Raw genomic sequence first — 24665 nt, 5'->3', positions numbered from 1 at the left:
TGATGCCCAGCAGGTTGTCCACCAGGCCCATGCCGGCGAAGAGGATGAACAGCGGGACCACCGACGTGATGATGGGCAGGGACTGCATCACGAACAGCAGCAGGGAGTAGCCGGAGACCGCCTTGCTGCGGCCGCGGGAGAGGACGTAGCCGGCGGGGGCGGCGACGGCCACGGACACCAACACGGTGGAAAGGGTGGTGATGAGGCTGTTCTGCAGCCAGGTGGCCGCGAGGGTTCCGTCGAACACGTTGGCGAGGTTCTCGAAGGTCAGGCCCGTGGCAGTGCTGGTCGGGCCGGGGGTGAAGGCGAGCACCACGGTGACCATGATGGGGACGAGGACCACAGCGGTAATGGCCAGGATCGCGACGAACCTCCACCACTGGCCGCGGTGGCCGGCTTCGGAGAGGACGCGCTTGTTTTTGGCTGGGCCGCCGACGCCGAGGACCGGGCCGGACTCGGGATGGGCGTGGACTGCTGCGCTCATTATTCGACACTCGACTTTCGGATCTGGCGGTACAGGAGTACGGAGATGACCACCAGCGTCATGGTCATGAGGAAGGCGATGGCGACGCCGGGGCCGGTGGCGAAGTCCTGGAAGACAGTGCGGTAGGCCAGGACCACCAGGGAGGTGGTGGCGCTGACGGGGCCGCCGCCGGTGAGCAGGTAGATGGTGGGGAAGTCGTTGACGCAGAAGATCGTCATCAGGATCCAGGAGATGTAGGTGGAGCGGGCGATCAGCGGCAGGGTGATCTGGGTGAACTGCTGGAACCGGGTGGCGCCGTCCATGCTGGCGGCTTCGTAGACGGTGGTGTCCACCGAGGCCAGGGCGGCGGAGATCATCATCATCATGAACGGGAAGCTGACCCAGACTTTGAACACCATCACGGTGATGGCGGCGAGGTTGGGATCGGCCAGGAAGAGCGGGGTGCCCAGGCCGAGGTTCCGGAACAGGGACGGGACCAGGCTGTCAGGGGTGGCAACGAGCCAGTTCCACGCGGTGGAGGACACCACGATCGGCACCACCCACGGCAGGAGCAGCAGGACCTTGAACGTTGCGCCGGCGGGGATTTTGGTGCGGAGCAGCAGGGCCAGGCCCAGGCCCACCAGCCAGGAGCCGAAGACGCCCACGATGGTGAACCACAGGGTGAACTGGGCGGCTTTCCAGAACGCCGGCGAGGACAGGACGGTGGCGAAGTTCTCCCCGCCAACGAAGTTGCCGGTCTGGATCAGGGAACCGTCGTGCGTGGCCTGCACACCGGCGTGAATGAGGGGATAGCCGTGGATCAGGACGAGCAGGACCACGGAGGGCAGCAGGAGCCAGAAGAAGGTCCGGCTGGTCTGCGCGCTGAGCTTGCTCTTGCGGTTGGCGGGGCCGCCGGGTTTCGGCGATCCGGCCCCGGACCCGCCGGGGGCAAGGCCCCGGCGGGCCCGGGAGAGGCCGGACGGTGCCATGGTGGATGACATGCTGGCCGCCTACTTGTTAAGGACGGTTTTAAGGCCGGACTCGAACGCCTGCAGGGCGGACTTTGCGTCCGTCTTTCCGGTGAGGACCGTCTGGGTGAACTCGTTCAAGGCCTGACCGCCGTCGAGCACCGCGAGGTTCGCATTCAGTTTGTCGCCCTGGGCTGCCAGAGTCTTGGCGATCGGCTGCCATTCCTTCACGATCTTGACGTTGTTCGGATCGCTCGCGAATTCCGGGAGCTCGGCGATGGACTTGAACACCGGCAGAGCGTTCATGAGCTTCTGCTTCCACAGTTCCTTGAGCTGGCCCAGATAGTACACGAGGAACGCCTCGGATGCCTCCTGCGACGGAGTGTTGGTGTACATCATGATGTTGTTCGGGAACACGAGGCCGCCCTTGTCCCCGTGCGGACCGGCGATAGGGCTCGCCACGAGGAGATCTCCCGATGTGTCACCGACTCGCGTGTCCATCTGGGACACATGAGCGCCGAAAGCCGCCTTCTTGTCCTTCCACTGCGCATCGAGGTTAGCGCTGGTATAACTAACTGCCGCTGGATCAATGATGCCGTTGGAAACCAATTCCAACAGGAATTCAGTCGCTTCAACATTGCGGTCGTTTAGGACGTCGAGCTCGCCGTCCTTGGTGAATACACCGCCGCCGTTGTTGATCATCATCATGATCATGGCCTGGTTGCCGATGTTATTTCCCGCACCGGCACCGGTGGCGAAGCCGACTGCCCCAATCTTCTTCAAGGCCTTCCCGGCCTCAAGTAGAGTTGCCCAGTCCTTGGGAACATCCACCCCCGCCTGCTCAAACAGGGACTTGCGGTACCACATCACGCGCATGGACAGATGCCAAGGAACAGCTACATAGCCTTTGTCGGTCTTGAAGGGCTCAACCACTCCGGGGAGGAAGTCGTCGTACATGCCGTTTTTCTTCAGAGTTTCAATGAGATTGTCCGCGTAGGCGATCTGGCCCTGCTGCTCAAACTGGAAGGCCTGGAAGCCGCCGCCGGTGGACACCGCCGGACCTGTCTTGGACGCAATGGCAGATGAAAATGTCTGGTAGAAGTTGTTCCACTGGATGATCTGGTAGCTGGCCTTGCTGTTGGCTCCGGAGAAACCTTCCGTGAGCTTCTTGGATGCCTCGTTGAGGGCGGGGGTTGCCCACGGCATGTCCCAGAACTTGATGGTTCCACCCGCACTCCCGCCGCTTTGGGAAGCGGAGCCGCCGCCACAGGCGGCCAGAAGGGGTACGGAAGCAGCCGCGGCGGTCAGGCCTAGAAAGCCACGGCGGGAGAATGTTGTGCGGGTGGTGGTCATGGCTGGTCCTTCGTCTTTGAGGAGTTTGGCAAAGCAGCTAGTCGCCGGGATGTGGGTTGCCGGTTACTGACTCGATTAAGTAGATGCCTGTTTCCAGTATCAGACCGGGCTCTTGACGGCGTCCAATATCTATTCGGTGATCAGTTATCCGAAATGCCTCTGAATGCGGCTTTCGCCTCAGGTTGAATTGCGGACAACCAGCGCGAGCACGTCAAGCTTTGGACTGCTCGGCGGCACTTCCCCGTTGATCCCGGCTGCGATTCGGTCGGCAAAATAGCTTCCGAACAGGGCATGATTTTGCCGGATGGTGGTTAGTGCGGGTGACATGAATTGGGCGAACGGCTCGTCGTCGACGCCAATGACGGCCAGATCCTTGGGGGCCGTCATCCCTGCAACCCGCATTCCAGCCAGGATCGCTGCGGCAATTTCATCGTTGTAGGTCGCCACAGCTGTGACGTTGGCCGGCGTCACGGACAGTCCGCGGACTGCCCCTATTGCACTGTCCAGGCTGAGGTCAACGTCAACAGTGGAAGGCTCATCCAAGCCCAAGGCTAGGCAGGCCCCTCGAAATCCTTCGAACCGTTCGGTATTGAGTGCATCCAGCCTTGGATTGCTGCTGCGGGCATAGCCAAGACGTCGATGGCCCCGTGAGACCAGGTGATGCGCCTGCATGGCACCGATACGATCCTGTTTGATGCCAAAATCCGATATGGCGGCAGCCGCTATGAATGTTCCCCCTTTTTGGATGAGCAACTCATCCTTTGCGTCGATCGCGTCCACCGTCATCACTGCTGCAGGCGCCAGTTGACGCCAGAGTGAAATCAACGAGCGGTCCGGGCCCAGTCTTTGGAGGAGAAGGGACAAGCCCCGCCGTGCCAGTCCGTCGGTAACTTGCTCGATCACCCTGGTAAGAGCGTGACTCAGCGGCCAGTCTGGCAGCACAAACAGGACGAGATCGTTTCGGCCCATACGGAGAGCCCGCGCCGCTGCCAGCGAGGTGTAGTCCAACTGACGAACGGCGTCGATTACCCGGCGCCGCGTTTGTTCCGGGATGGTCTGATGCGGGGTTTGATTGAGCACGTAGCTGACGGTGGTTTTTGACACGCCGGCGGCTTTCGCGACATCAGACGCTGTCACTCTGCGTGTCCGCGGCACTACCACTCCTTCTTGCAAGGCGTTCTTGCTTCACCTTGCCAGCGAATTCATTCAGCGTCCAATACCAATTCCGCACCACGTTATCTGTACTCCAGATATATAGCTTCAGACTGATGTGGCCTCACAATCCGTAACGGCGGATTCTTTCGTAAAGCGTCCCGCGTGAGATGCGCAACCGCTCAGCGGCATCCGATTTGTTCCCGCCACACTCACGCAGCACAGACGCGATAATCTCCCGCTCAGCGAGTTCAAGCTGACTGAGCAACGGCGGACTTGATGTCCGCTGCCCCTCGGAACCCTTCGCAGCAGCCCGCGCAAGGCCCGCAACATTCAGACGGCTGAGCACTAGCGAACAGCCTTCAGAGGTCTTCGGCGGTATCACTGGCACGATCTGAGCCCGCACACCCGTGGGCAGGACGAACTCCCGGGTAAACGGTCCGGCTTCCTCGACGTACTGCCATAGCTGTTCACGATCAAGTGATAGCCCTCCCAGGCCGTCCTCCGCGATCATGGTGTATCGGTCCAGGGTGACGACGGCAGCTCCCGTACCCGCCTTGACGCGCAAGTGTGCGTCAAGGAGCCGCTGATGCCGGGCGCGTGAAAGACGGGTGAGAGAATCCTGAATCCCGGCAACCATCATGTTCAGCGCAATTTTCAGGTGCGGGTTTTGCTCGCCCGCAAGACATGTGACGTTGACGGCGCCCAGCAACTTCCGGGTGACCGGGTGCAAGACGGGACTCGCTGCGCAGACAAGCTTGTGCATGCGCTCATCCAGATGGTCAGTGCCCTGGACGACTGTGGTGGCGCGGGTCGCGAGCGCGACACCCACTCCATTGGTGCCCGCCGAACGCTGAGCGAGGTCGGCGCCCTCGGTGACATCCGCGCGCGCGAGATGCCGACGCAAGCTCGGAGCCGCTGCCCATTCGTAGGTCACCTTCCCAGTGGCATCGGTAAGGGCGAGCCAGGTCGTTGTCCCTTCGAGGGCGACCTGCGTCGAAGTGATCACTCTTCGCGCTACCGTCAAGAGCGACAACTGCCCCTCGATCGAATCCGACATCTCGTTGTTCCTCCGCGTCATTGCGTTGATGGGCCCCCTCCAGTGTGACATAAGCCACAATCCCGCCCGGGCCTCGCGTGCGGGATTGTTCAAACCTTGAACACTCCAACCCATCAGCAATGCCAGATGACGGAGCGATGTTCAAGTTCTGCACGGACCGCGGATTTCGGCGTTCTTCTCCGCAAAGATCAAAGCACCGGTTCGATCCGGGATGGCTCCAAAACCGACGGAGCCCACTCCTGCCCGGTCGGCCAAGGCGCCCCGACAAGAACGTCGCTGGGTGGACTGCCGTTCTTCGCGCTACATACCGGGCATTTAAGCCCCGTTTCCTCACGCACCCGTTCTCTCTATTCAAAGGAGCATAGAAATAATGAAATTCCCGTCTTCCCGCGCCTGGCGAAAAATCGCCGTCGGGTTCCTCGCCGCAGGCCTCGTCACCTCCACCGCTGCCTGCAGCACCAGCAGCAGCGCTGCTCCAGGTGCCCCTGCCGCGTCCCAAGGCAAGGGCACCGGCACGACGGATGGTGGCGGCGCGCTCCTCAAGGTCTTTATGCCGTCGACGTCGAATGTCTATCTGGCGGCCGCCTCGCAGTCCATCAAGGACGAGGCCAAAGCCCTCAATTACACCGTCAACATCGTCGAGAACAACTGGGACCAGACGGAACAGGACCAGCAGGTCCAGGAATGGCTCGCCACCGGTGAGCGCGCAGCCGCGGTCCTGATGTGGCCGGCCGGCGCCGCTGCCGCAACGAACTCGATCCGCCTGCTTTCCGCGCAGGCACCGGTGATCCAGTTCAACAACCTGGTCACTCCGGAAGCGTCCAAGTACGTGACCGCCTACGCGGGGGTCTCGGACACCGGCATCGGTAAGGAAGCCGGAGCCAACGCGCTCGCCGCTGTCGAGAAGCTGAAGGCTGAAGGGGTCAAGTTCCACGGTCCCGACGGCAGGCCCAACGTCGTCGAGATCCGGTTCACCGCCGGGTACGCCGCTGGTGACGACCGCGAGAAAGCCTTCGCCGAAGCCACGCCCGGGGCGTTCAACATGCTCGCCGTCGAACCCACCCCGACCGTTGACGCGCAAGGCGGCTTCAAAGCAGCCAGCCAGGTCATACCGCGGTTCCTCGGACAGGGCATCGACATCGTCTATGCACACAGCAACGACGTGGCCAACGGCGTGGTTCAAGCTCTGGAGCAAAACGGGCTGAAGCCGGGCAAGGACGTCATTCTTATCACCGGGACCTCCTCCGGTGACATGACCAACCTGCGCAGCGGCAAGATCTGGTCGGCCACCCTGCAGTCCCCGGTGATCGAGGGCGCCCTCGTCGTCCGGACCGCCGCGCAGTACATCGCCACCGGTCAGGTGCAGTCCGGCGAAGTCACCATTGAATCGTCGTCGGCCAAGCCCGAGCTCAAAGTCGAGGCCCCGCACGCGGCCACGTACATGATGAACCCCCAGGTGACAGCCGAGAACAATGCCTCGTTCGATATCTGGGGCCTCTCGTTCGACAAGCTGATGGGCAAATAGGCCCCCTCTGCTGGAGTCAGCCCCCACCGCGGAGCCTCGGATACCTCCCACCCGCGGAGCGATCCGAGGCTCCGCACCCATCTGGTGCGCGCCTTGCTGCGCCACCCAATGCAAACCTAGGAGACACTATGCCTGGAAGCACTCCCCTTCGCTCGAGCGAGCGGCATCTTCAAGTCCTACGGAGCAGTGAACGCCCTCTCGGACGTGCACTTCGAACTCCGGGCCGGCGAGGTCATGGCCCTCTTGGGTGAGAACGGCGCCGGCAAAAGCACAATCGTCAAGGTCATCTCAGGCCTCGTCTCACCCGACAAGGGTTCCATCGAAATCGATGGGACCCCCGCAAATATCTCCACCGTCTCGCTGTCACAGGCGGCCGGGATCGCCGTCGTCCAGCAAGAGTTCAGCACGGTCGGAACGATGACCGTGGCCCAGAATCTCGTACTCGGCCAGCAGGGGGCGCCCTGGTGGTGGAGCCCCCGCAAACTGAACGACAATGCCGTCGCGATCCTTGAACGCGTCGGGCTGGCCGGCCTCAACCCGTCGACGCCCGTCGAGGAACTCTCCGTCGCGGAGATGCAACTTCTTGAGATCGCGCGCGTACTGGCCAGGGACGCCAAGGTCATCATCTTCGACGAACCGACCGCCGCCCTCTCGGACGCCGAGATCGTCCGCGTGCTGGACGCCGTCAAGCGGCTCGCGTCGGAGGGACGGAGCGTCGTTTATGTCACCCACAGACTGGGCGAGGTTTTCGAGATTGCTGACCGCGTCACCGTCTTCCGCAACGGCAAGAGCGAAGCTCCTCTTGAGGTCAGAGAGCTCGACGTCGAGACGATCGTCGCCAAGATGATCGGCCGGGAACTGGGCCACCTCTATCCGGGGAAATCCGCGACTTTCGGTGAGGTCGTGCTGGAGACGCGCGGACTCCGGATTCCCGAGCTCCGTTCCGAGATCAACTTGACTCTCCGGCGTGGAGAGATCCTGGGTCTGACGGGACAGCTCGGCTCGGGAACGGCAGAGCTGATGGAGGCCCTTGCCGGCGTCGGCGAGATCGTCTCCGGTGAGGTTCTCGTGGACGGCCAGACGCTCAACACCCGCGGCAGGCAGAACGGAATCTCGGCCGGCGTCGCGTACTGCTCCGCAGACCGGAAGAAGGACGGAATCTTCGCAAAAGTCCCGATCCGCCGGAACCTGTCGTCGCCCTGGCTGCACCGGCTGTCCGCCGCAGGGTTCGTCAGCGCCCGGCAGGAGGTCGACGAGACGAACCGTTTCGCAGCTCACTTCGCCATCGACGCCAAGCGCATGAACTCGAACGTTGGAACGCTCTCCGGCGGGAACCAGCAAAAGGTTGCCCTGGGCAAATGGCTAGGAATCAACCCGCGCGTTCTCCTGGTTGAGGAGCCCACCCGGGGCGTAGATATCGGCGCGCGCGCCGATATCTACGCCCAGCTTCGACGACTCAGCGACTCGGGGGTAGGCGTGATCGTCAGCTCCTCGGACACCAATGAAATCCTGGGCCTTTCTGACACGATCGCCACCTACTTCCGCGGCGAACAAACATCTATCCGACCAGCGGACGAGTGGACAGAATCCGCCCTCGTTCGCGAAGTAATGCACCGTGAGGATGCGAATCATGTCTAGTACAGCAAGCATTGCAACCAACTTCATTGCTCCGTCGCAACGAGGCAGCGTAATTCGCTTCGTCACCAGCTACACCCTCCCGCTCCTCGTGGCGGCAGTGTTCGCGGTAGCTGCCATCAGCACACCCGATTTCGCAACGTTCGCGAATCTTCGCGCGATCCTCATCAATACCTCGATCGTTGGAATCATCGCGGTCGCAATGACCGCGATCACGATCTCGGGCAATTTCTTCTCGCTCGGCATCGCATCCTCCACCGTGCTCGCCGGGATCGTGTTCCTCGCCGTGTCCGGACTGACCGGATCGGCGCTGGCAGGGCTCGGCGCCGCCGTCATGCTCTCGGTGGCACTAGGAATCCTGCAGGGCCTCATCGTCGGAGCCGGACTCAATCCGGTCATCACCACCCTCGCCGTGGGCTCAGTCATCTACGGCCTGGTGGCGATCACCACCAAGGGGGCCGTGGTCACTGCCGGCAGCGTGGACGTGGCGTGGCTGGCAACGTGGAACTTCCTGGAAATCCCTCTGCCGGTCTACATCTTCGTACTGTTCATAGCCGTTGCCTGGTTCCTCACCGAACACACGCTGATCGGGCGGAATATCCACTTACTCGGCGCCAACCGCGCCACCGCAAGGAACAGCGGCATCTCTCCCCGGGCCACCACGATCTGGGCCTTCATCGCGTTCGGGGTTGGCCTCGGAGTGGCCGGCGCGCTGAATGCCTCACAGCTGCACCAGATGCAGGCGAACGACCTTGCCGGACTCACGATGGACGTTATCGCAGCGGTCCTGGTTGGGGGCACCGCCGTATCGGGCGGCGAAGGTTCCCCCACCCGGTCCGCGCTCGGTGCACTGCTCATAGTGGCACTGGGAAACATCATGCTCCTGCACGGCCTCGACAACGGCTGGCGCGTGTTCCTCGTCGGCGGCATCGTCGTGGTGCTCGTCGTAGCCCTCCACGTTCTCAGAAAGGTCAGCACCCGATGAATGCTGCAAGGGAATTCTTCCTCAAATACGCGCTCCAAATCGTCGTCCTTGTCCTGGTTGTCGGCATCATGGCCACGGTCTCACCCAGCTTCCGTGGGGAGGCCGCCCTGTTCTCGTCGCTTGAACGACTCATCCCACTCGGTGTCGTCGCGGCCGGGCTCGCGGTGACGATGATCGCCGGGGAGTTCGATCTCTCAGTCGCGTCCATGGCCGCCCTTGCGGGCGCGATCGCCGTACAACTCGGGGGCCTCGGCCTGATCGCAAGCATCCTCATCGCCACAGTCGTGGGTGTGTTGCTCGGCTCGCTCCAGGGCTGGGTGATTGCACGGCTCGGAATCAGCTCCCTCGTGTTCACCGTAGGAACGCTGATCCTGCTCCGCGGCGCAACCTGGCTGGCAACCGGCGGCGTCCCGGTGACCCTCACTAACTACAATCTGAGCGACGCACTCATGATTCGGATCTGGGTCTTCACACCCCTGTCCCTGACAACGATCGCCGTACTCGCCGTTCTAGGTATCTTCCTGTCGCGGACACGATGGGGCCGAGAGATTTCATCGATCGGCGGGGCACGGCAGGAGGCCGTCGCCTCGGGGGTCAAGCTCAAGTCGCGTCTGGTACTCGCCTTCGCCATTTCCGGCGGATGCGGAGCCCTAGCCGGGGCGCTGTCGTCTTTCCGGGGCGGGTCTGCGACGCCGGATGGCCTGGCCAACATGCTTCTTCTGGCGCTGGCGGCAGTCCTCATCGGCGGCGTCAGCCTCACCGGAGGGCGCGGAGGCATGGTGAACGTCGCGTTCGGCATCGCCATCACCGCAGTCCTCGCCGCGGGGATGTCCTCGATCGGCGTCAAGGCTTTTGTCACCGAGCTCTTCACGGGCGTCCTGCTGCTGGTGGTGATCCTCTTGGAATTCGTCATCGCAAAGGTGGTGGCCCACAAGGCTGTTCTTCGGAGGCGCCAGCCTCACCTGGCCGTTACCTGAGAAACTGCTGCTCAGGCTGGGCCGGTTCCGGGGCGCTCCGCTCTGATCAGCGGGGCGCCCCGCCAAGCGTCTCCGGCGAGGGACCGCACGGCGTGTGACTGGTGTTTAGAAATCCACACCGACGAGAAAACGGAAGCCGGCGGCGGCGTCTGGGCCCTGGGCACATTTGCGCCGCCTCGAGCAATGTGGAGGTTGCCTGCAGGGGTTGGCATGAACGCCCACCGAGAACACACCGACCCGAATAAAGGGTCATCATCGTCGGGAGGGTTGCCACTATTGTGCCGGCCCATCTTCCTGTTGTTTACAGGCATTCGTGAGAGGGCCGCCCGACCACGCCTTTACTGAGATCGAGTTGTCGCAGTCAAACGGCGGCTTGCGTTCTACGCAAGCCGCCGTTTGGCATCTACTGCATACGGAAACGAACCGAATTCAAACGCCGCAATTCAGGCACGCAAGGCTTCGGTCAGCCGTTGTGGCTACACGAGAACCATGCCGCCGTCGATCATGATGGTCTGGCCCGTCATGTAGTCGGAGTCTGAGGAGGCGAGGAATAGAGCTGTGCCAACCACGTCCTCCGCGACGCCCTTGCGTCCGATCAGATTCGCTCCGGAAAAGGACTCGAAGGCCTCGCCAGGATGCGATGTATCACCCATCTCCATGAGATCGAGGTCAAGCTTCTTCCATAGGGGGGTGTCTACAACCCCCGGGGCAAAGGCATTGGATGTGATCTTGTGCTTGGCCAGTGCGTGGGCAGCTGACTGGTTCAGTGCGGTCACCGCGAACTTGCTCGCGCAGTAGGACGCGAAGTTCGGGTAGCCCTGACGGCCTGCGATGGAAGACGTGACAATCAGCTTGCCCCCGGTGCCCTGCTCGATCATCTGCTTGGCCGCTTCCTGCTGACAGATGAGAGTACCCAGCCCATTCACGTCCAGCGTGCTTCGGAAGTTCTCTTCGGTGGTTTCAAGGAAGTGTGTCGGCTTGATGATGCCCGCGATGGCGAACATGCAGTCGAGCCGGCCGAACGATTCAACGCTCGTCTTGACAGCCGTTGCTACGTCGTCGCGGTTGACGACGTTACCGGAAACCGCCACGGCGTTGCCGCCAGCCGCCGTGATTTCATTCTTCACAGCATTGGCTGCGTCGAGGTTGAGATCGAGGAGCGTGACATTAGCTCCCTCATTTCCCAGCGCGAGCGCGATAACCCGGCCCATACCGCTGCCGGCACCTGTGACAAGGATGCTGCGCCCCTTTACACGTTCTGACATTTTGCCTCCAAGGACTCTAGCGGGAAGACTTTGATCAGCAGCACAGAGACTGACCGGGCCACTCCGGGGAGCCGCCCTGCACGGAGAGCCCAAGGCGAAGCCTTGAGCCTCACAGCACTTCTAGTCAGCTGTGCACCGTCCGTCTCCCGACGATATTTGTTAGTCACCCATGAGCTCTTCGGTGAGCTGTGAGGACGTCCCGCAGTGCGGCACATCCTCATCCTGCACTTGGCACACCCGCCAAAGAACGAAGTGTCCAAATCTTGTACAAGACCATTGGAGGCACTCGTTGAGCACCCCACACATGCCAAAATCGGAAGCTTGCGGCCTGGCGTCATCGCGCGAGGCCGCACCATTGTTTCGATGGGCGCGCAAAGCCATTTCCAGTGATACTTTTTAATCAATAAAATAAGGACGTAAACATGGACGTCGGTCAGCTCAGGGCTTTCCTTGCCGTGGCCCAGGAACTCCATTTCGGGCGGGCTGCTGAGCAGCTGCACATGGCCCAGCCGCCCTTAAGCCGGATCATCAAACAGCTCGAGTCGGAACTCGGGACGCGTTTGCTGGACCGCAATACCCGTTCCGTGAAACTCACCTCCTCAGGACAGGCGCTAATCGGCCCTGCCACCGAGGTCCTTGATGCCCTGCGCCGAGCAGAAGAGGCCGTCCGGTCCGCCGACAACGGTGAAGTCGGACTGGTGCGGATTGCCTTTGCCGGCGTGTCCACACACCAACTGGTCGCACGGCTCGCCAGACAAGTGAAGTCCAACCGGCCGAGGATCCAACTTGAGCTGTCCAGCCAAAACTTCGCACAACCTGCCATGAAGAAGCTGGTGCAAGGGGAAACGGACATCGCACTGGGCCGGTGGGACGTCATCCCGGCAGAGGTGTCTTCCCGTGTGGTCATGCGGGACTCACTCGTTGTAGCTATGCCTGACACCCATGCCCTTGCCGGCGCACGTCGGCTGGCCATGCGGCGGCTTGCCGGCGAGCCCTTCATCTCGCTGACGCCTTTCGAAGGCGCAGTTTTGCCTGACCGGCTCCGGCGGCTCGCCCATGCCAACGACTTCGTCGCCGACGTCGTTCAGCTGGCTCCGGACACGCAGACCGCACTTGCGCTGGTAAGCGCCGAAGTGGGATGCCACCTGACGCTGGCGTCTGTCGCGGAGAATGCGACAGATCCGCGCGTCGTGTTCGTCCCTCTCGAGGATTCCACTGCCGATGTCGATCTGCGGGTAGCTTGGCGCCGCGACGATGCAAGTCCGGCCCTGAAAGCTGTGCTGGAAGAAGTCATCAGCCTCGACGGTGCCGCCGCGGACTAAGGCCTTGACGGACTGCCGCAGTTCGGGATCATATCGACCCCTCCCCTGTGTCGAGGCCAAGCTGGCGCAGTCGCCGATACAGGGTTGCCCGGCCCATACCCAGCAGTGTCGCGGCCTCGGATTTGTTGCCGCCAGCTGCGTCGAGCGCCCTGATGATGGCCCCGCGCTCCGCCGTCTCCATCATGCTCATGTGACGTCGTGGCGGCGCGTACTGTAAGTGCTTCGGCAAGTGCCGGCGTTCGATGACCGAACCTTTCGCATCGCTGATCAGTCCGGCTACAGTGTCAGCAAGTTCGGCGATGTTGCCTGGCCAGTTCCACTGGACTATTGACTGCAGAGCCGCCGGCGAGATGGTGTGCCGCGATTCCGGGTCAACAATATTGAGGATGGCCTTGACCAGTCCGGGGATTCTTTCCGGTGTCAGGGCCAGAGCTTCCGTCCGCTCCGCTGGCCCCGTGGCGTCGATGAACGCTTGAACAGCCGGGGTAGCTTGGTCACGCGAGGAGGTGAGCAAGAGACAGCTGGTTCGTTGCCCTGCGGTCCACGCCGTCCGGTGCCCCTCCACAAGGCTGGCCAGTAGAGCCACCTCGCTTTCGGCGACGTCTTCCACCCGGCGGATCAGCACGTCCGTTCCACCCGCCAGCAGGTCCTCAAGCGTGCTCCACGGGGTGGCCGCCTCAGCGGATGCAACAAATACTTCACAACGTGTCGCACTTCCCCGCTCGGTGCGCAGTTTCCCGGCTACTGTCGTCCGTCCAGAACCACGTGGCCCATCAACAAGGACAACGGCCGGGGCGGTCCTACTTGGACCCACCGCAGCTGAGCCCGCGCGCGGGGCATAAGAAGGCAAAGCCAGTCCAGCCCGTTCTTCCGAAACTTCATTCAGCTCGGCAAAGTGCACCACGAAGTGCTCGCGTGGGCCGTCTACCACCCTCCGCGCCGTGATCTCGATGGAGGTACCCTCCAGTTCACGGCGCAGAGTGCTGCTGGAGGCCCAATTGTGGGAGTTGAGCAGTTCCCAGAGCATGACATGCGATGCAACGCTAACGAAAGGAAGCCCCGGCGTGTTGGCCAGGATGGATTCGTGATCCATCACCACGGTAGGACGTTGTGAGCTGCTGAAACGCATAAAGGACATCGCGAGGGCGAGATCCTGGGGCCTGGAGGACGCCCGGAACCTCTCCTCGATCTGTTGGCTGATCTCCCTTGTAAGGGACAACATGATCGGGCTGGCGGACTCGAGGGGCCCTCCAAGTGAAACCGAGCCAACGACCAAGCCGCCCGGCGTATAGATGGGCGCCGCCGCGCACGCCAGCGCGGCCAGGGCGTCATTGTAGTGTTGACTCCCCTTCACGAATATCGGACGCTTTTCGACCATCGAAGTCCCTAGGCCATTAGTGCCGATAGAGTCCTCGGAGTAATCAAAACCCTCTGCCGCGTGCATGCTGTCGAGGCGGCGCCGCTCACTGTTGTCACTCGTTCGCCGGGCGACGATGCTGCCGCCCCTGTCACTGAGGAAGAGCGTGGTTCCGGTGTCGGTCAGTTGGTGCTGCCAACGGTCAAGAACGGGGACGGCGGCCCGGCACAGCAGGGAGTCGGTATCCACGTCCTGAAAACGCTGAGACGGCACGGTGCTTTCCACAGCGCTACTAATCGAACGGCGCCAGCTTCGCACTATTATGTCCGGCACCGCATCGTTGGCCCCGTACTGTCCTGTGAGGCCAACGCGAATCAGCTGGTCGCGCGCCTCCCGCACCGGGTCGGCCATGTCTGCCCCTTTGCAATGTCGATCGCCTGCCCGGCAGGTGGCCAATCTCTACTTCTCAGCGGTCGGGACTATTGCTGAAAGGGTATCAATCGCGGCTTCTCGGGCTTGGCGCGAGTGTCTCAAATTGAGACATCAAGTGCCGGTTCTGTCACCACAGACTGGTGACTACAAAGTGAATTATCTCACAGAGCCCTCTTAGTCGAAGGAAAAGACATCATGGACAACGCCGTCCCGGAGAAGACCTACCAGCTCGACGCACTCGTCGTTGGAGCAGGCTTCGGTGGAATCTATATGCTCCACAAGCTGCGCAACGAGCTCGGCCTTGATGCGGTGGCAATTGACCGCGCCGGAGGCGTGGGCGGGACCTGGTACTGGAACAAGTATCCAGGCGCACTTTCTGACTCCGAGAGCTTCGTTTACCAGTACTCGTTCGATCGCGACCTTTACCAGCAGACTCCGTGGAATACGAAGTACGTTCCCCAGGCTCAGATTCTGAAGTATCTGAACGGCGTCGTTGACCGGTACAGCCTGCGCGAACACATCCAGCTTGAAACCGGTATGACTGAAGCTGAATTCGACGAGTCCACTGGCACCTGGACTGTACGGACGGACCGGGGCGTCACGTTCCAGTCCCGGTTCCTCGTCACCGGACTCGGCCTCCTCTCCGCCACAAACCTGCCCAAGTTCCCCGGCATGGAAACCTTTCAGGGCCGGCTCGTACACACAGGAGCCTGGCCCGAGGACCTGGACCTTGCAGGCAAGCGCGTGGGCGTCATCGGCAACGGTTCCACAGGCAACCAGGTAATCACCGCCACCGCCCCGGTCGCCGCACATCTGACATCCTTCCAGCGCACACCGCAGTACAGCGTTCCTGCCGGCAACCGCCAACTGAGTGCACAGGAGCAACGGGCCCACAGGGACAACTTCGAGGCAAACTGGGACCAGGTCCGGAACTCGTCCGTCGCCATGGGCTTCGAGGAGAGCGCCGTTCCGACCTTCAGCGTCTCGGCCGAGGAGCGCGAACGGATTTACCAGCGGACGTGGGAAGAAGGCGGAGGCTTCCGCTTCATGTTCGAGACGTTCTCGGATATCGCAACAGATCCGGCTGCCAACGAAGAGGCCGCCAAGTTCATCCGCCAGAAGATCGCGGAAATCGTAAAAGACCCGGAAACGCGCCGAAAGCTGACGCCGACTGATCTCTACGCCCGTAGGCCGCTCTGCGATTCGGGTTACTACGAGACGTTTAACCGTTCTAACGTCTCCCTCGTCAACGTCAAGGAGAACCCGATCGAGCGTGTGACGGAGCAGGGCATCGTCACAGCAGACGGCAGCCTGCACGAACTTGATGTGCTCATCTGCGCCACCGGCTTCGATGCCGTGGACGGCAACTACGTCCGGGTCGATATTCGCGGCCGCGGGGGCGAAACCCTCAAGGAGCACTGGGCTGACGGGCCGACCAGCTACCTCGGCATGGCAACCAGCGGCTTCCCGAACATGTTCATGATCCTGGGCCCCAACGGCCCCTTCACCAACCTTCCGCCGTCAATTGAGGCACAGGTGGAATGGATCAGCGAGACGATCAGCCACGTCTCAACTTCGGCAACTGGCTGGATCGAGGCCAAAGCCGAAACGGAAGCCGACTGGACGGAGACTTGCTCGGACATCGCCCACCAGACGCTCTTCCCCCAGGCTGCGTCGTGGATCTTTGGAGCCAACATTCCCGGCAAGAAGCGGACCGTGATGTTTTACCTCGGTGGTATCAAGCAGTACCGTTTCATCCTCGCCGAAGAGGCTTCGAACAAGTACCCGAATTTCATGACTGACGCCGACGCGCTGACGCCGGCCTAATCAGCACAACGACCTTAGCCCGGGACGGACAGTAGGCCACTGTCCGTCCCGGGCTGCACCCAGAAGCATCCGCATCATCGGGACCTGACCACGATATTTAGGAGGCGCCATGCGCGCAGCAGTCTATTACGGCAAAAACGAACTTGAGATAGAAGACGTTCCGGAGCCGTCGCCCGGCGAAGGACAAGTGAAGATCAAAGTCAGTCGCAACGGCATTTGCGGCACCGATCTCCACGAGTACTACGATGGCCCGATCTTCATTCCGCCGACCGACCCGCACCCGCTTACCGGTAAATGCTTGCCGCTGACCCTGGGGCATGAGTTCTCGGGTCTGGTGACAGAAGTGGGCAAGAACGTCACTGATGTCCACGTGGGTGACCGCGTCACCGTCGAGCCCATTTACCGCTGCGGCGAGTGCCGACCATGCCGGACGGGTGCGTACAATCTCTGCAACGTCATCGGATTCCACGGGTTGATGGCGGACGGCGGCATGGCCGAATACACGGTCGTGCCTGTCAACCAGGTGCATAAACTCCCCGACAACGTCTCCCTTGAGATGGGGGCATTGGTCGAACCGATGTCCGTGGCCTATCACGCAGCCACCATGGGTGAGGTCAACGACCAAAGCAGGGCTCTGATTTACGGCGCAGGGCCCATCGGCATCGGCCTCTGGTTCGCTCTTCGCGGGATGGGGCTGACCGAAATCGACGTCGTTGAACCATCGGAGACCCGCCGCAGGTCCATCGAGGCACTCGGTGCCCGGACACTGGATCCGAGCAGCCAGGACGTGACCGCTCTCATCGCTGACCGGACCAGCGGTGACGGGGTTGACGCCGCTTTCGATGCCGCCGGGGTTGCCCCTGCCGTCCAATCAGCCCTGGAATGCCTCGGAGAACGCCGCCCGCTGGTCAGCGTAGCGATCTACGAGAAACCCCTGCCGACACCCCTCATCAACCTTGTTCTGCGGGAGCGACGCATCCAAGGGACCATCTGCTACACCGGAGCGGACTACTCGGCAGTCATCGACCTGATGGCGAAGGGCCACTACAAGACCACCGGCTGGGTGGAGGACGTCCCTCTCACCGGTGTCGTCGAGCAGGGATTCGAACAGCTCCGCGCCGGCCAGAAGATGAAACTCCTGGTCGACCCGGCAAGCTAATCCACCACAGCACTCCCCCGGCGCTGACGGCCGAATGCGTAAGCCTGGACCTGCCATTGCAGGTCCAGGCTTTCGGCGTGAAGTGGGAGGGGAGGCTGCAGACGAAAGCCAAGGGAATAGAATACCTCGAAACGACAGTTGTAGATTAAAGTAATCTGGACGAATAAGACGCGAATACAGGAGTCACCATGGACAACACGCCCCTCGACCTCAGCAAGACCGCCCTGCTACTGGTGGACCTCCAGAACGATAACGTCCATCCGGACGGAGCTTTCGCCTCGTTCGGCGCCGCCGACCATGCAGCTGAACAAGACCTGGTCCCCCACGTTCGGCAACTGCTCGAGTGGGCCCGCAACAAATCCATTCCCGTCATCCACAACCGCATCGTCTTCTACCCGGGCGGTGAATTCGGCGGCAGCAACGCTCCCATATTCCGGATGATCGGCCCGGAATCGCTCAAGCTCGGCACGTGGGGGGCAGATGCACTGGAAGGCTTGGAGGCACGGGCGGACGAGCCTGTCCTGATCCGCAATCGGATGAGCAGCTTCAATGGCACGGGCCTGGACATGCTGCTGAGAAATTCAAGTGTCACCACCGTAGTGGTGGCAGGGGTCTGGACCAACATGGCCGTGGAACACACCCTTCGCGACGCTGCGGACCACGGCTACCGCGCCGTCCTCGTCACGGACGCGGCGTCGAGCATCAACGCGGACTGGCACGGGGCCGCGTTGACTTACGCATTGACCAACATCGCCGAGTTCGTGACCACTGGCGAAGTTACCGGAGTATCCGCATGAGCCAGTTGCCTGAACCGGCCGTTGCGTGGCAATCTCCGGATAGTCCAGACAAGCCCCTTGTGGTTCTGCTGCATGGGCGGGGATCGCGCGAAACAGACATTCTCGCGCTGGCCGATTACCTCCCGCCCGGTCCGAGCTATGCAGCGGTACGGGCCCCCATCGCAGAAGGTCCAGGATTCGCCTGGTTCGCCAACCGCGGCATCGGCCGCCCGGTAGCAGAGTCATTGGCTGAGACCATGGCATGGTTCAGGGGCTGGCTGGAAACTGTCGCGCCTGCCTCGCGGCCGGTGATCCTCGTAGGGTTCAGCGGCGGTGCCGCCTTCGCCGGAGGCCTCATTCTCGACGATCCGGAACGTTTCGCAGGCGCGGCTATCCTTCGCGGAACGTTGCCCTTCGACGCCGGAGTGCCAACCACTCCAGGCCGGCTCCAGGACGTTCCCATGTTCGTCGCCCACGGTGACGCCGATGCTGTCATACCCGGAGAGCTCTTAGAGTCCACGTGGAGCTACCTCACGGCGGACTCAGGCGCATTGACAATGTCACTCCGCTCCGCCTGTGGCCACAGCATTGGCCAAGAAGACGTCACGGCCCTTGCGCATTGGATCACCGATCTTCAGGACCACTAAGGCACCGCATGCCGCCGATGTGACCGCAGGGACCACGCTCAGAGTGAGCGTGGTCCCTGCAATATTCGGACTTTGCCGATGCATCAGAAGACGATGACCGGCTTGATTGTCTTCCCGCTCTTCGAATCTTCAAAGCCCTGGTTGATGTCCTCGAGGGCATAGTCACTGACGAGTTTTTCGAAGGGGAACCTGCCGTCTTTCCAGAGCTGGATCAGCCGGGGAATGAAGACCTGCGGCACCGAGCTGCCCTGGACCACGGTCTTGAAAGTCCAGCCCTTCACAAGGGACGCGCCGATCTCGAAGCTGACCTCCGTACCAGGCTTGGCCGCGCCAACAAGGGCGAGGGTGCCGCGCACTCCCAAGGCATCGGCAGCCTGGCGAAGGAGCGAGGGCAGGCCAGTGGTGTCCACCACGTAGTCCACGCCTTCGCCCGCCGTGATTTCACGAAGCCGCTCGGCGACGTCTTCGGTCTTTGAATTGATGACGTGTGTAGCGCCGAGCTCTCGGGCGAGTTCCAAGCGGGAGTCGTGGATGTCAATGGCAATGACAGTGGCACAGTCCGCGATACGCGCAGCCATGACTGCGGCACAGCCGACGGCGCCCGTTCCGAAAACAACCAGCGAGGAGCCGATCTCCGGCTTAAGTTCATTGAGGACAGTTCCCGCCCCTGTGTTGATGCCACAGCCCAGGGGGCCCAGGTGCTCGAGCGGAACGTCCTTGTCGACACGGACGACCGACTCCTCGACGACGTTCGCGAAGGTAGCGAAGGATGACTGGCCGAAGAAGTGGGACGAGATGGCTTCGCCGCCCTTGCTTAGCGACGTTTGGCCGTCCAGACGCCGCCCGCCGAAGTCTGCCGCCATCAGGTTCTCGCAGTACGCCATCTGACCGTTCCGGCAACGCTTACAGTGACCGCAGTACGCGGCAGCGAGGACAACATGGTCCCCGGGGACCACGGAGACAACCGAGTCACCGACCGCTTCTACGACGCCGGCCCCCTCATGCCCAAGGACGGCCGGCAGCGGCGTGGGGTAGACGCCATCGCGGACGAGCACGTCCGTGTGGCAAATCCCGGTTGCAACCATGCGGACCCTCACTTCATTGGGCCTCAGGCCGTCCAGCTCAAGCTGTTCGATCGTGAACGGTGCGTCGTGCTCCCGCGCGACAGCAGCAGTTACCTGCATGGCAAACTCCTCATCATCGTGACCGGAGTGATCGCGCACCCCGGAGTGGCTTGCGAACCCGCACATTGCGTTTCGCATTGCGACCCACTCGTGTGCGCGTCGCAGCGTTGCCCAGCTTCGTCTGAATCAGGAGAAGGCGGGGAACAGCGAAGTAGACGGCAATAGGAACGACCACAAGAGTGAGCGTGAATGCGCGCAGAACCGGAGGCCACCCCGGCGCCAGTGCGGCCAGGACACTCATTCCTATTGCGGCCAGCGGAAAGATCGCCACCCAGGTGATGACGGCCCTGACATGGACGGATGCCATACCGACAGTTCGGTGATGATGCGCATCCGTCTCATCGGCTGCTAATGCTTTGCCCTCATGTTCCACTCAATCTCCAAACGTCTGGTTGGAATTGATGCTACTGCGCGACGAATCGCAAAAGCAAACGAACGGTTGGAGATAGGATGGGACCCATGGCCTGGGACACTGACGCGACACGGGAAAAGCTCCTGGACGCCGCTATCACCGAATTCTCCGACCGGGGCTTCTCCGGTGCGCGCATCCATCAGATTTCGCGGATCTCGGGGTGCAACCGGGAACGGATTTACTTCTACTTTGGCGGCAAGGCCGAACTCTTCGAAGCGGCACTTACCCGCGAACTCGTCACCGCCCTGGACGACCTTCCGATCGTCGGTTCGGGTCCCGTTGCGATCGCCGACTTCGCGGGACGGTACTTTGATTTATCCAACGGCCGCCCCAGCCTCGCCCGCCTCACCTTTTGGGAGGGGCTCGAGCAGGGGCATCCGGTAGGGGCGGAGACCCGCGCCCTGCGCGCAGCGAACAAAGTCAGCGAGATCCGGGACGCCCTCCCGGCATTAAGCGAGGCGGCGGCCGAAGACCTTCTACTGACAATCGTCACGCTCTGCCACGCCTGGGTATCGAGCCCGAACGTTCCGCTCGTGATAACCGGAACGCCGGACGAAGAACGCAGGCGTGCGTCCATTATGAGAACCAGCGAACTACTCGCCCGCGACGCCCTGGGCCTGCCCTCGCAGTCGCCCTAAACGCCAGGCGTGAGCCGGGGCACGCTCATCCTGGGATACATTTACTTGACGCTTCAACTTTATTGGATTATGTTTAGTTGTAGCTTCAAGTATCCCTCCCCTGAGAGAACAGAATCCAATGAACACCCTCCTGGCCCGTATTTTCGGAAAGAAGACTCCCATGACGAACCTCACCATCATCGGCAATGGCAACATGGCCCGTGGCATCGCAACCCGCGCCCTCACTGCCGGCCTTACGGTCGAAATCCTTGGGCAAGACGAAACCAAGGCCAAGGAACTGGCCGACGCGCTTGGCTCCGGTGTCATCGCAGGCACCACCGTCGACACCCCGAAGGGCGGCATCGTGGTCCTGGCGGTCCCGTTCGAAGCCGCCAAATCCGTGGTCAGCGCCTACGGAGACGCCTTGGCGGGGAAGACCATCGTGGACATCACCAACCCGGTGAACTTCGAGACCTTCGATTCCCTGGTCGTTGAGCCCGGCAACTCCGCCGCCGAGGAAATCGCACAGCTTGTCCCCGCAGGCGCCAACGTGGTCAAAGCGTTCAACACTACCTTCGCCGGCACTTTGGTGGCAGGCGAGTCAGGCGGACAGCCCCTGGACGTCTTTATCGCCGGAGACAGTGCCGAAGCCAACGCGGCCGTGAGCAGCCTCGTCAGCGCTGGCGGCATGCGCCCTCTGGTAGTCGGTCCGCTGAAGCGTTCCCGCGAACTCGAAGGCTTCCAGTTCGTCCTGATGACCATGCAGGCCAATCCTGAATTCGCCGATTTCAACTGGGACACCGGGCTTCAGGTCACCAAGTAACATCCAACTCAAAAAGCGGACGACGCCGGGAATTCCCCGCCGTCGTCCGCTTTCGTATGAACTGACTAAAGTCAGCGACTCAAGACCAGCCGCTCCCTAGTACACGATGACAGGCTTGATGACTGTTCCTTTGGCGGAGTCTTCGAACCCCTGGTTGATCTCGTTCAGGCTGTAGTTACGCATCAGCTTGTCCATGGGGAACCGGCCGTCCTTCCACAACTGGATGAGCTTGGGAATGAACACCTGCGGTACCGAGCTTCCCTGAATCACCGTTTTGAACGTCCATCCCTTGACCAGTGACAGCCCGATCTCGAAGGCAACCTCGGTTCCGGGCGCAGCAGCGCCTACCAGAGCCAGCGTGCCCCGGAGGGCCAGGGCGTCGGCTGCTTTGCGGAGCAGCTCCGGACGTGCAGTTGTGTCCACCACGTAGTCAGCGCCGCGGCCGTCCGTCAAGCGCAGGATCTCATCCGTCAGGTCGGTTTCCTTGGTGTTGATCACATGCGTCGCTCCAAGTTCTTTCGCGAGGTCGAGCCTGGAGGCGTGGATGTCAACGGCGATGATCCGCGCGCACCCAGCGATCCCGCCGGCCATGATGGCACCGGATCCGACAGCGCCGGTGCCGATGACCACAAGCGTGCTGTTCAGGCCGGGCTTGAGTTCGTTGAGAACGGCGCCGGCGCCGGTCTGGATACCGCACCCGAGCGGGGCAACGATCTCAAGGGGAACGTCCGAGTCGACCCGGACGACGCTTTCTTCGACGACGTTCGCGTACGTGGCGAACGACGATTGTCCGAAGAAATGGGAGGAGATCACCTCGCCGTCCTTGCTCAGCGCAGTGGTCCCGTCGGGCCTCCGGCCTCCGAAGTCTGCCGCGAAGAGGTTCTCGCAGTAAGCCATTTCGCCGGACCGGCAGCGGTCGCACTTACCGCAGTAGGCGGCTGCGAGCAGAACGTGGTCGCCGGGCTGCACGGTGGTCACCGAACTCCCGATCCGCTCCACGACTCCTGCTCCCTCGTGTCCAAGGACTGCGGGCAGCGGCGTGGGATAGACCTGGTCACGGACGATGGCGTCCGTGTGGCACACACCGGAGGCCACCATCTTTACGAGTACCTCGTTCGGGCGGAGATCGTCCAGCTCAAGCTGTTCAATCGTCAGGGGTTGCCGTGGCTCGCGGGCCACAGCTGCAGTTACTTGCATGGTCATTTCATCCTTTACGGCTGCGTGGGGCTTTTGCTTTAGAACGGGTACTGCTGGTCGGACTGCTCAACGGTGATCCACTTCAACTCGGTGAATTCGTTGATGACTGCCCTGCCGTCGAACCGGCCGTAGCCACTATTTTTCATGCCGCCGTATGGAGCCTGCGCCTCGTTCTGCACGGTAGCACCGTTGACATGCACGTGTCCGGCTTGAATGCGCATGGCAACCTGCAGTGCGCGGGTGCTGTCCGCTCCGAAAACGGCAGCGGCGAGACCGTACTCGGTATCGTTGGCTACCAGGACGGCCTCTTCGACACCGGAAACGCGGACAACCGTGGTGATGGGTCCGAACGTTTCCTCATCGTAGATGGACATCTCAGGCCGCACTTTGTCGATGATGGTGGCGGGCATCGACGCGCCGTCGGCGTGGTCGCCGACTACCAGTTCCGCTCCCTTGGAGAGCGCGTCGTCGATGAGTCCGTTGATCCGGGCGCCTGACTCTTCACGGATCATGGGCCCGACGATGCAGGCGTCGTCGACCATCGGGTCTCCACTGCTAAGTTGGGCCGCCCGTGCTGCGAACTTGGAAACAAACTCGTCGGCCACGCTTTCGTCAACAACGAAACGTTCCGTCGACATGCAAATCTGGCCCTGGTAAAGGAAGGAGCCGAAGACTGCCGCGTTGACGGCGCCGTCAATGTCAGCGTCGTCGAGGACGACGAACGGAGCCTTGCCGCCCAGCTCGAGCAGTGCGGGCTTGAGATGGCGGGCGGCCTTCTCCGCGATGATGCGTCCCACTGCGGTTGACCCGGTGAAGTTGATCCGGCGCACCGCCGGATGCGCAATGATCGCTTCCACGACCCGCTCCGAGTCCTCAGCAGTACTTGTGAGGAAGTTGAGGACACCGGCCGGGAGTCCGGCCTCATACAGGACCTCTGCGATGATGGCATGGGTCTTCGGGCTTGTTTCCGAGGCGCGGAAGACCACCGTGTTGCCGCAGACGATGGGGTAAGCGATCGCCCGGGCCGCAAGCACGCCGGCCCCGTTCCAGGGGGCCATGCTGAGAACCACTCCGGCGGGTTGCCGGACAGTCATCGAGAGCGTTCCCGGCTTGTCCGTCGGGAGGGTCTCACCCTGAATCTGGGTGGCGAGCCCGGCCGCTTCACGGAACAGTTGCGCGGTGAGAAAGACGTTGAACCCGGCCCAGAGCTGCGCCGCCCCGACTTCTGACATCATCGTCTCGATGAACTCGGGGCCGCGCCGCTCCATGATGTCCGCGGCCTTCAGCATCACGGCCCGGCGTTCGGTGGGGCCGGTGGTTGACCAGGTGCTGAACGCCTTTGATGCCGATTCAACCGCATCGAGAGCGTCATCCACTCCGGCCGCCGCGCCTTCGGTCACGACTGCGCCGGTCAGGGGGTTTCGTCGTTCGAAGGTCTTGCCTTCGCGGCCGCTTCGGGGCTGGTTGTCAATGATGAGTTGCGTCTGCAAGTGGACTCCTTAGTTGGTGGCCTGCGTCGCCGGCGCGAT

20 protein-coding genes and 1 pseudogene are annotated in these 24665 nt (G+C 62.0%); 11 read left to right on the top strand and 10 right to left on the bottom strand.

Annotation, left to right across the window (positions count from 1 at the left end; all coding sequences use genetic code 11):
- From TV39_RS09310 to TV39_RS09290, 5 genes and pseudogenes are all read right to left on the bottom strand, one after another.
- Positions 1-484, bottom strand: a pseudogene (locus TV39_RS09310) (carbohydrate ABC transporter permease); the annotation flags it as partial.
- Positions 484-1464 (bottom strand): carbohydrate ABC transporter permease, encoded by a 981-nt coding sequence (locus TV39_RS09305; RefSeq protein ID WP_043480825.1) that lies wholly within the window; start codon positions 1462-1464, stop codon positions 484-486. The gene TV39_RS09305 and the pseudogene TV39_RS09310, both read right to left, overlap by 1 nt.
- Before the next feature lie 9 nt (positions 1465-1473).
- The gene (locus TV39_RS09300) at positions 1474-2784 is read right to left on the bottom strand and encodes an extracellular solute-binding protein (protein ID WP_043480823.1); all 1311 of its coding nucleotides are present in this window, start codon (positions 2782-2784) and stop codon (positions 1474-1476) included.
- A gap of 177 nt (positions 2785-2961) precedes the next feature.
- Positions 2962-3921 carry a LacI family DNA-binding transcriptional regulator gene (locus TV39_RS21665; protein ID WP_268747758.1) on the bottom strand — a complete coding sequence of 320 codons (960 nt, stop codon included), beginning with the start codon at positions 3919-3921 and terminating at the stop codon, positions 2962-2964.
- A gap of 139 nt (positions 3922-4060) precedes the next feature.
- Positions 4061-4996, bottom strand: a complete 936-nt coding sequence (locus TV39_RS09290; RefSeq protein WP_160292495.1) for a helix-turn-helix domain-containing protein — start codon at positions 4994-4996, stop codon at positions 4061-4063.
- A gap of 370 nt (positions 4997-5366) precedes the next feature.
- Here TV39_RS09290 and TV39_RS09285 point away from each other — a divergent pair, with 370 nt between their 5' ends.
- The 4 genes from TV39_RS09285 to TV39_RS09270 all read left to right on the top strand — a co-directional run bounded on the left by TV39_RS09285 (position 5367) and on the right by TV39_RS09270 (position 10118).
- Positions 5367-6521, top strand: coding sequence for a sugar ABC transporter substrate-binding protein (locus TV39_RS09285; protein ID WP_043480818.1), 1155 nt, complete (start codon positions 5367-5369; stop codon positions 6519-6521).
- 186 nt (positions 6522-6707) lie between these two features.
- Positions 6708-8159: a sugar ABC transporter ATP-binding protein gene (locus tag TV39_RS09280; protein ID WP_200890983.1), complete on the top strand. Its 1452-nt coding sequence runs from the start codon at positions 6708-6710 to the stop codon at positions 8157-8159.
- Positions 8152-9141 carry an ABC transporter permease gene (locus tag TV39_RS09275; RefSeq protein ID WP_043480814.1) on the top strand — a complete coding sequence of 330 codons (990 nt, stop codon included), beginning with the start codon at positions 8152-8154 and terminating at the stop codon, positions 9139-9141. Before TV39_RS09280 ends, TV39_RS09275 begins: the two co-directional genes overlap by 8 nt.
- The gene (locus TV39_RS09270) at positions 9138-10118 is read left to right on the top strand and encodes an ABC transporter permease (protein WP_043480812.1); all 981 of its coding nucleotides are present in this window, start codon (positions 9138-9140) and stop codon (positions 10116-10118) included. Before TV39_RS09275 ends, TV39_RS09270 begins: the two co-directional genes overlap by 4 nt.
- A 476-nt stretch (positions 10119-10594) precedes the next feature.
- On the opposite strand, the gene TV39_RS09265 is transcribed toward TV39_RS09270, so the two are convergent.
- Positions 10595-11383, bottom strand: coding sequence for an SDR family oxidoreductase (locus tag TV39_RS09265; RefSeq protein ID WP_043480810.1), 789 nt, complete (start codon positions 11381-11383; stop codon positions 10595-10597).
- A 422-nt stretch (positions 11384-11805) separates the two neighbouring features.
- Here TV39_RS09265 and TV39_RS09260 point away from each other — a divergent pair, with 422 nt between their 5' ends.
- Entirely contained in the window at positions 11806-12705 is a 900-nt protein-coding gene (locus TV39_RS09260) for a LysR substrate-binding domain-containing protein (protein WP_043480809.1), read from the top strand.
- 28 nt (positions 12706-12733) lie between these two features.
- On the opposite strand, the gene TV39_RS09255 is transcribed toward TV39_RS09260, so the two are convergent.
- On the bottom strand, positions 12734-14473 hold the full coding sequence (locus TV39_RS09255; protein WP_043480807.1) for a helix-turn-helix domain-containing protein: 1740 nt from the start codon (positions 14471-14473) through the stop codon (positions 12734-12736).
- Positions 14474-14689: 216 nt separating this feature from the next.
- Between TV39_RS09255 and TV39_RS09250 the strand changes: the two genes are divergently transcribed.
- The 4 genes from TV39_RS09250 to TV39_RS09235 all read left to right on the top strand — a co-directional run bounded on the left by TV39_RS09250 (position 14690) and on the right by TV39_RS09235 (position 18903).
- Positions 14690-16321 carry a flavin-containing monooxygenase gene (locus tag TV39_RS09250; protein ID WP_043480805.1) on the top strand — a complete coding sequence of 544 codons (1632 nt, stop codon included), beginning with the start codon at positions 14690-14692 and terminating at the stop codon, positions 16319-16321.
- A gap of 109 nt (positions 16322-16430) precedes the next feature.
- Entirely contained in the window at positions 16431-17480 is a 1050-nt protein-coding gene (locus tag TV39_RS09245; protein WP_043480803.1) for a 2,3-butanediol dehydrogenase, read from the top strand.
- 188 nt (positions 17481-17668) lie between these two features.
- Positions 17669-18277 carry a cysteine hydrolase gene (locus tag TV39_RS09240; protein ID WP_043480801.1) on the top strand — a complete coding sequence of 203 codons (609 nt, stop codon included), beginning with the start codon at positions 17669-17671 and terminating at the stop codon, positions 18275-18277.
- A 59-nt stretch (positions 18278-18336) separates the two neighbouring features.
- Positions 18337-18903 carry a serine esterase gene (locus TV39_RS09235; protein ID WP_235347322.1) on the top strand — a complete coding sequence of 189 codons (567 nt, stop codon included), beginning with the start codon at positions 18337-18339 and terminating at the stop codon, positions 18901-18903.
- 83 nt (positions 18904-18986) lie between these two features.
- On the opposite strand, the gene TV39_RS09230 is transcribed toward TV39_RS09235, so the two are convergent.
- Positions 18987-20087, bottom strand: a complete 1101-nt coding sequence (locus TV39_RS09230; RefSeq protein ID WP_043480797.1) for an NAD(P)-dependent alcohol dehydrogenase — start codon at positions 20085-20087, stop codon at positions 18987-18989.
- A gap of 459 nt (positions 20088-20546) precedes the next feature.
- Here TV39_RS09230 and TV39_RS09225 point away from each other — a divergent pair, with 459 nt between their 5' ends.
- The gene (locus tag TV39_RS09225) at positions 20547-21137 is read left to right on the top strand and encodes a TetR/AcrR family transcriptional regulator (protein ID WP_043480795.1); all 591 of its coding nucleotides are present in this window, start codon (positions 20547-20549) and stop codon (positions 21135-21137) included.
- 118 nt (positions 21138-21255) lie between these two features.
- On the top strand, positions 21256-21939 hold the full coding sequence (locus tag TV39_RS09220; protein ID WP_235347321.1) for an NADPH-dependent F420 reductase: 684 nt from the start codon (positions 21256-21258) through the stop codon (positions 21937-21939).
- Positions 21940-22035: 96 nt separating this feature from the next.
- Here the strand turns inward: TV39_RS09220 and TV39_RS09215 are convergent, their stop codons facing one another.
- A complete protein-coding gene (locus TV39_RS09215; protein ID WP_043480895.1) occupies positions 22036-23136 on the bottom strand; it encodes an NAD(P)-dependent alcohol dehydrogenase in 1101 nt (366 codons plus the stop codon).
- A 38-nt stretch (positions 23137-23174) separates the two neighbouring features.
- Positions 23175-24626, bottom strand: a complete 1452-nt coding sequence (locus tag TV39_RS09210; protein ID WP_043480793.1) for an aldehyde dehydrogenase — start codon at positions 24624-24626, stop codon at positions 23175-23177.
- Positions 24627-24665 lie beyond the last annotated feature (39 nt).

Origin of the sequence: Arthrobacter sp. SPG23, assembly GCF_000876655.1 — a bacterium.
Classification (GTDB): Bacteria; Actinomycetota; Actinomycetes; order Actinomycetales; family Micrococcaceae; genus Arthrobacter.
Note: the sequence above shows the minus strand (reverse complement) of the source record. Positions and strands in the feature narration are given on the sequence as shown.

Excerpts from the sequence above, each read along its gene's own strand:
- TV39_RS09305 (WP_043480825.1), bottom strand. The coding sequence starts at position 1,464 with ATGTCATCCACCATGGCACCGTCCGGCCTCTCCCGGGCCCGCCGGGGC.
- TV39_RS09300 (WP_043480823.1), bottom strand. The coding sequence starts at position 2,784 with ATGACCACCACCCGCACAACATTCTCCCGCCGTGGCTTTCTAGGCCTG.
- TV39_RS09290 (WP_160292495.1), bottom strand. The coding sequence starts at position 4,996 with ATGTCGGATTCGATCGAGGGGCAGTTGTCGCTCTTGACGGTAGCGCGA.
- TV39_RS09285 (WP_043480818.1), top strand. The coding sequence starts at position 5,367 with ATGAAATTCCCGTCTTCCCGCGCCTGGCGAAAAATCGCCGTCGGGTTC.
- TV39_RS09275 (WP_043480814.1), top strand. The coding sequence starts at position 8,152 with ATGTCTAGTACAGCAAGCATTGCAACCAACTTCATTGCTCCGTCGCAA.
- TV39_RS09270 (WP_043480812.1), top strand. The coding sequence starts at position 9,138 with ATGAATGCTGCAAGGGAATTCTTCCTCAAATACGCGCTCCAAATCGTC.
- TV39_RS09265 (WP_043480810.1), bottom strand. The coding sequence starts at position 11,383 with ATGTCAGAACGTGTAAAGGGGCGCAGCATCCTTGTCACAGGTGCCGGC.
- TV39_RS09260 (WP_043480809.1), top strand. The coding sequence starts at position 11,806 with ATGGACGTCGGTCAGCTCAGGGCTTTCCTTGCCGTGGCCCAGGAACTC.
- TV39_RS09255 (WP_043480807.1), bottom strand. The coding sequence starts at position 14,473 with ATGGCCGACCCGGTGCGGGAGGCGCGCGACCAGCTGATTCGCGTTGGC.
- TV39_RS09250 (WP_043480805.1), top strand. The coding sequence starts at position 14,690 with ATGGACAACGCCGTCCCGGAGAAGACCTACCAGCTCGACGCACTCGTC.
- TV39_RS09245 (WP_043480803.1), top strand. The coding sequence starts at position 16,431 with ATGCGCGCAGCAGTCTATTACGGCAAAAACGAACTTGAGATAGAAGAC.
- TV39_RS09240 (WP_043480801.1), top strand. The coding sequence starts at position 17,669 with ATGGACAACACGCCCCTCGACCTCAGCAAGACCGCCCTGCTACTGGTG.
- TV39_RS09230 (WP_043480797.1), bottom strand. The coding sequence starts at position 20,087 with ATGCAGGTAACTGCTGCTGTCGCGCGGGAGCACGACGCACCGTTCACG.
- TV39_RS09225 (WP_043480795.1), top strand. The coding sequence starts at position 20,547 with ATGGCCTGGGACACTGACGCGACACGGGAAAAGCTCCTGGACGCCGCT.
- TV39_RS09220 (WP_235347321.1), top strand. The coding sequence starts at position 21,256 with ATGAACACCCTCCTGGCCCGTATTTTCGGAAAGAAGACTCCCATGACG.
- TV39_RS09215 (WP_043480895.1), bottom strand. The coding sequence starts at position 23,136 with ATGCAAGTAACTGCAGCTGTGGCCCGCGAGCCACGGCAACCCCTGACG.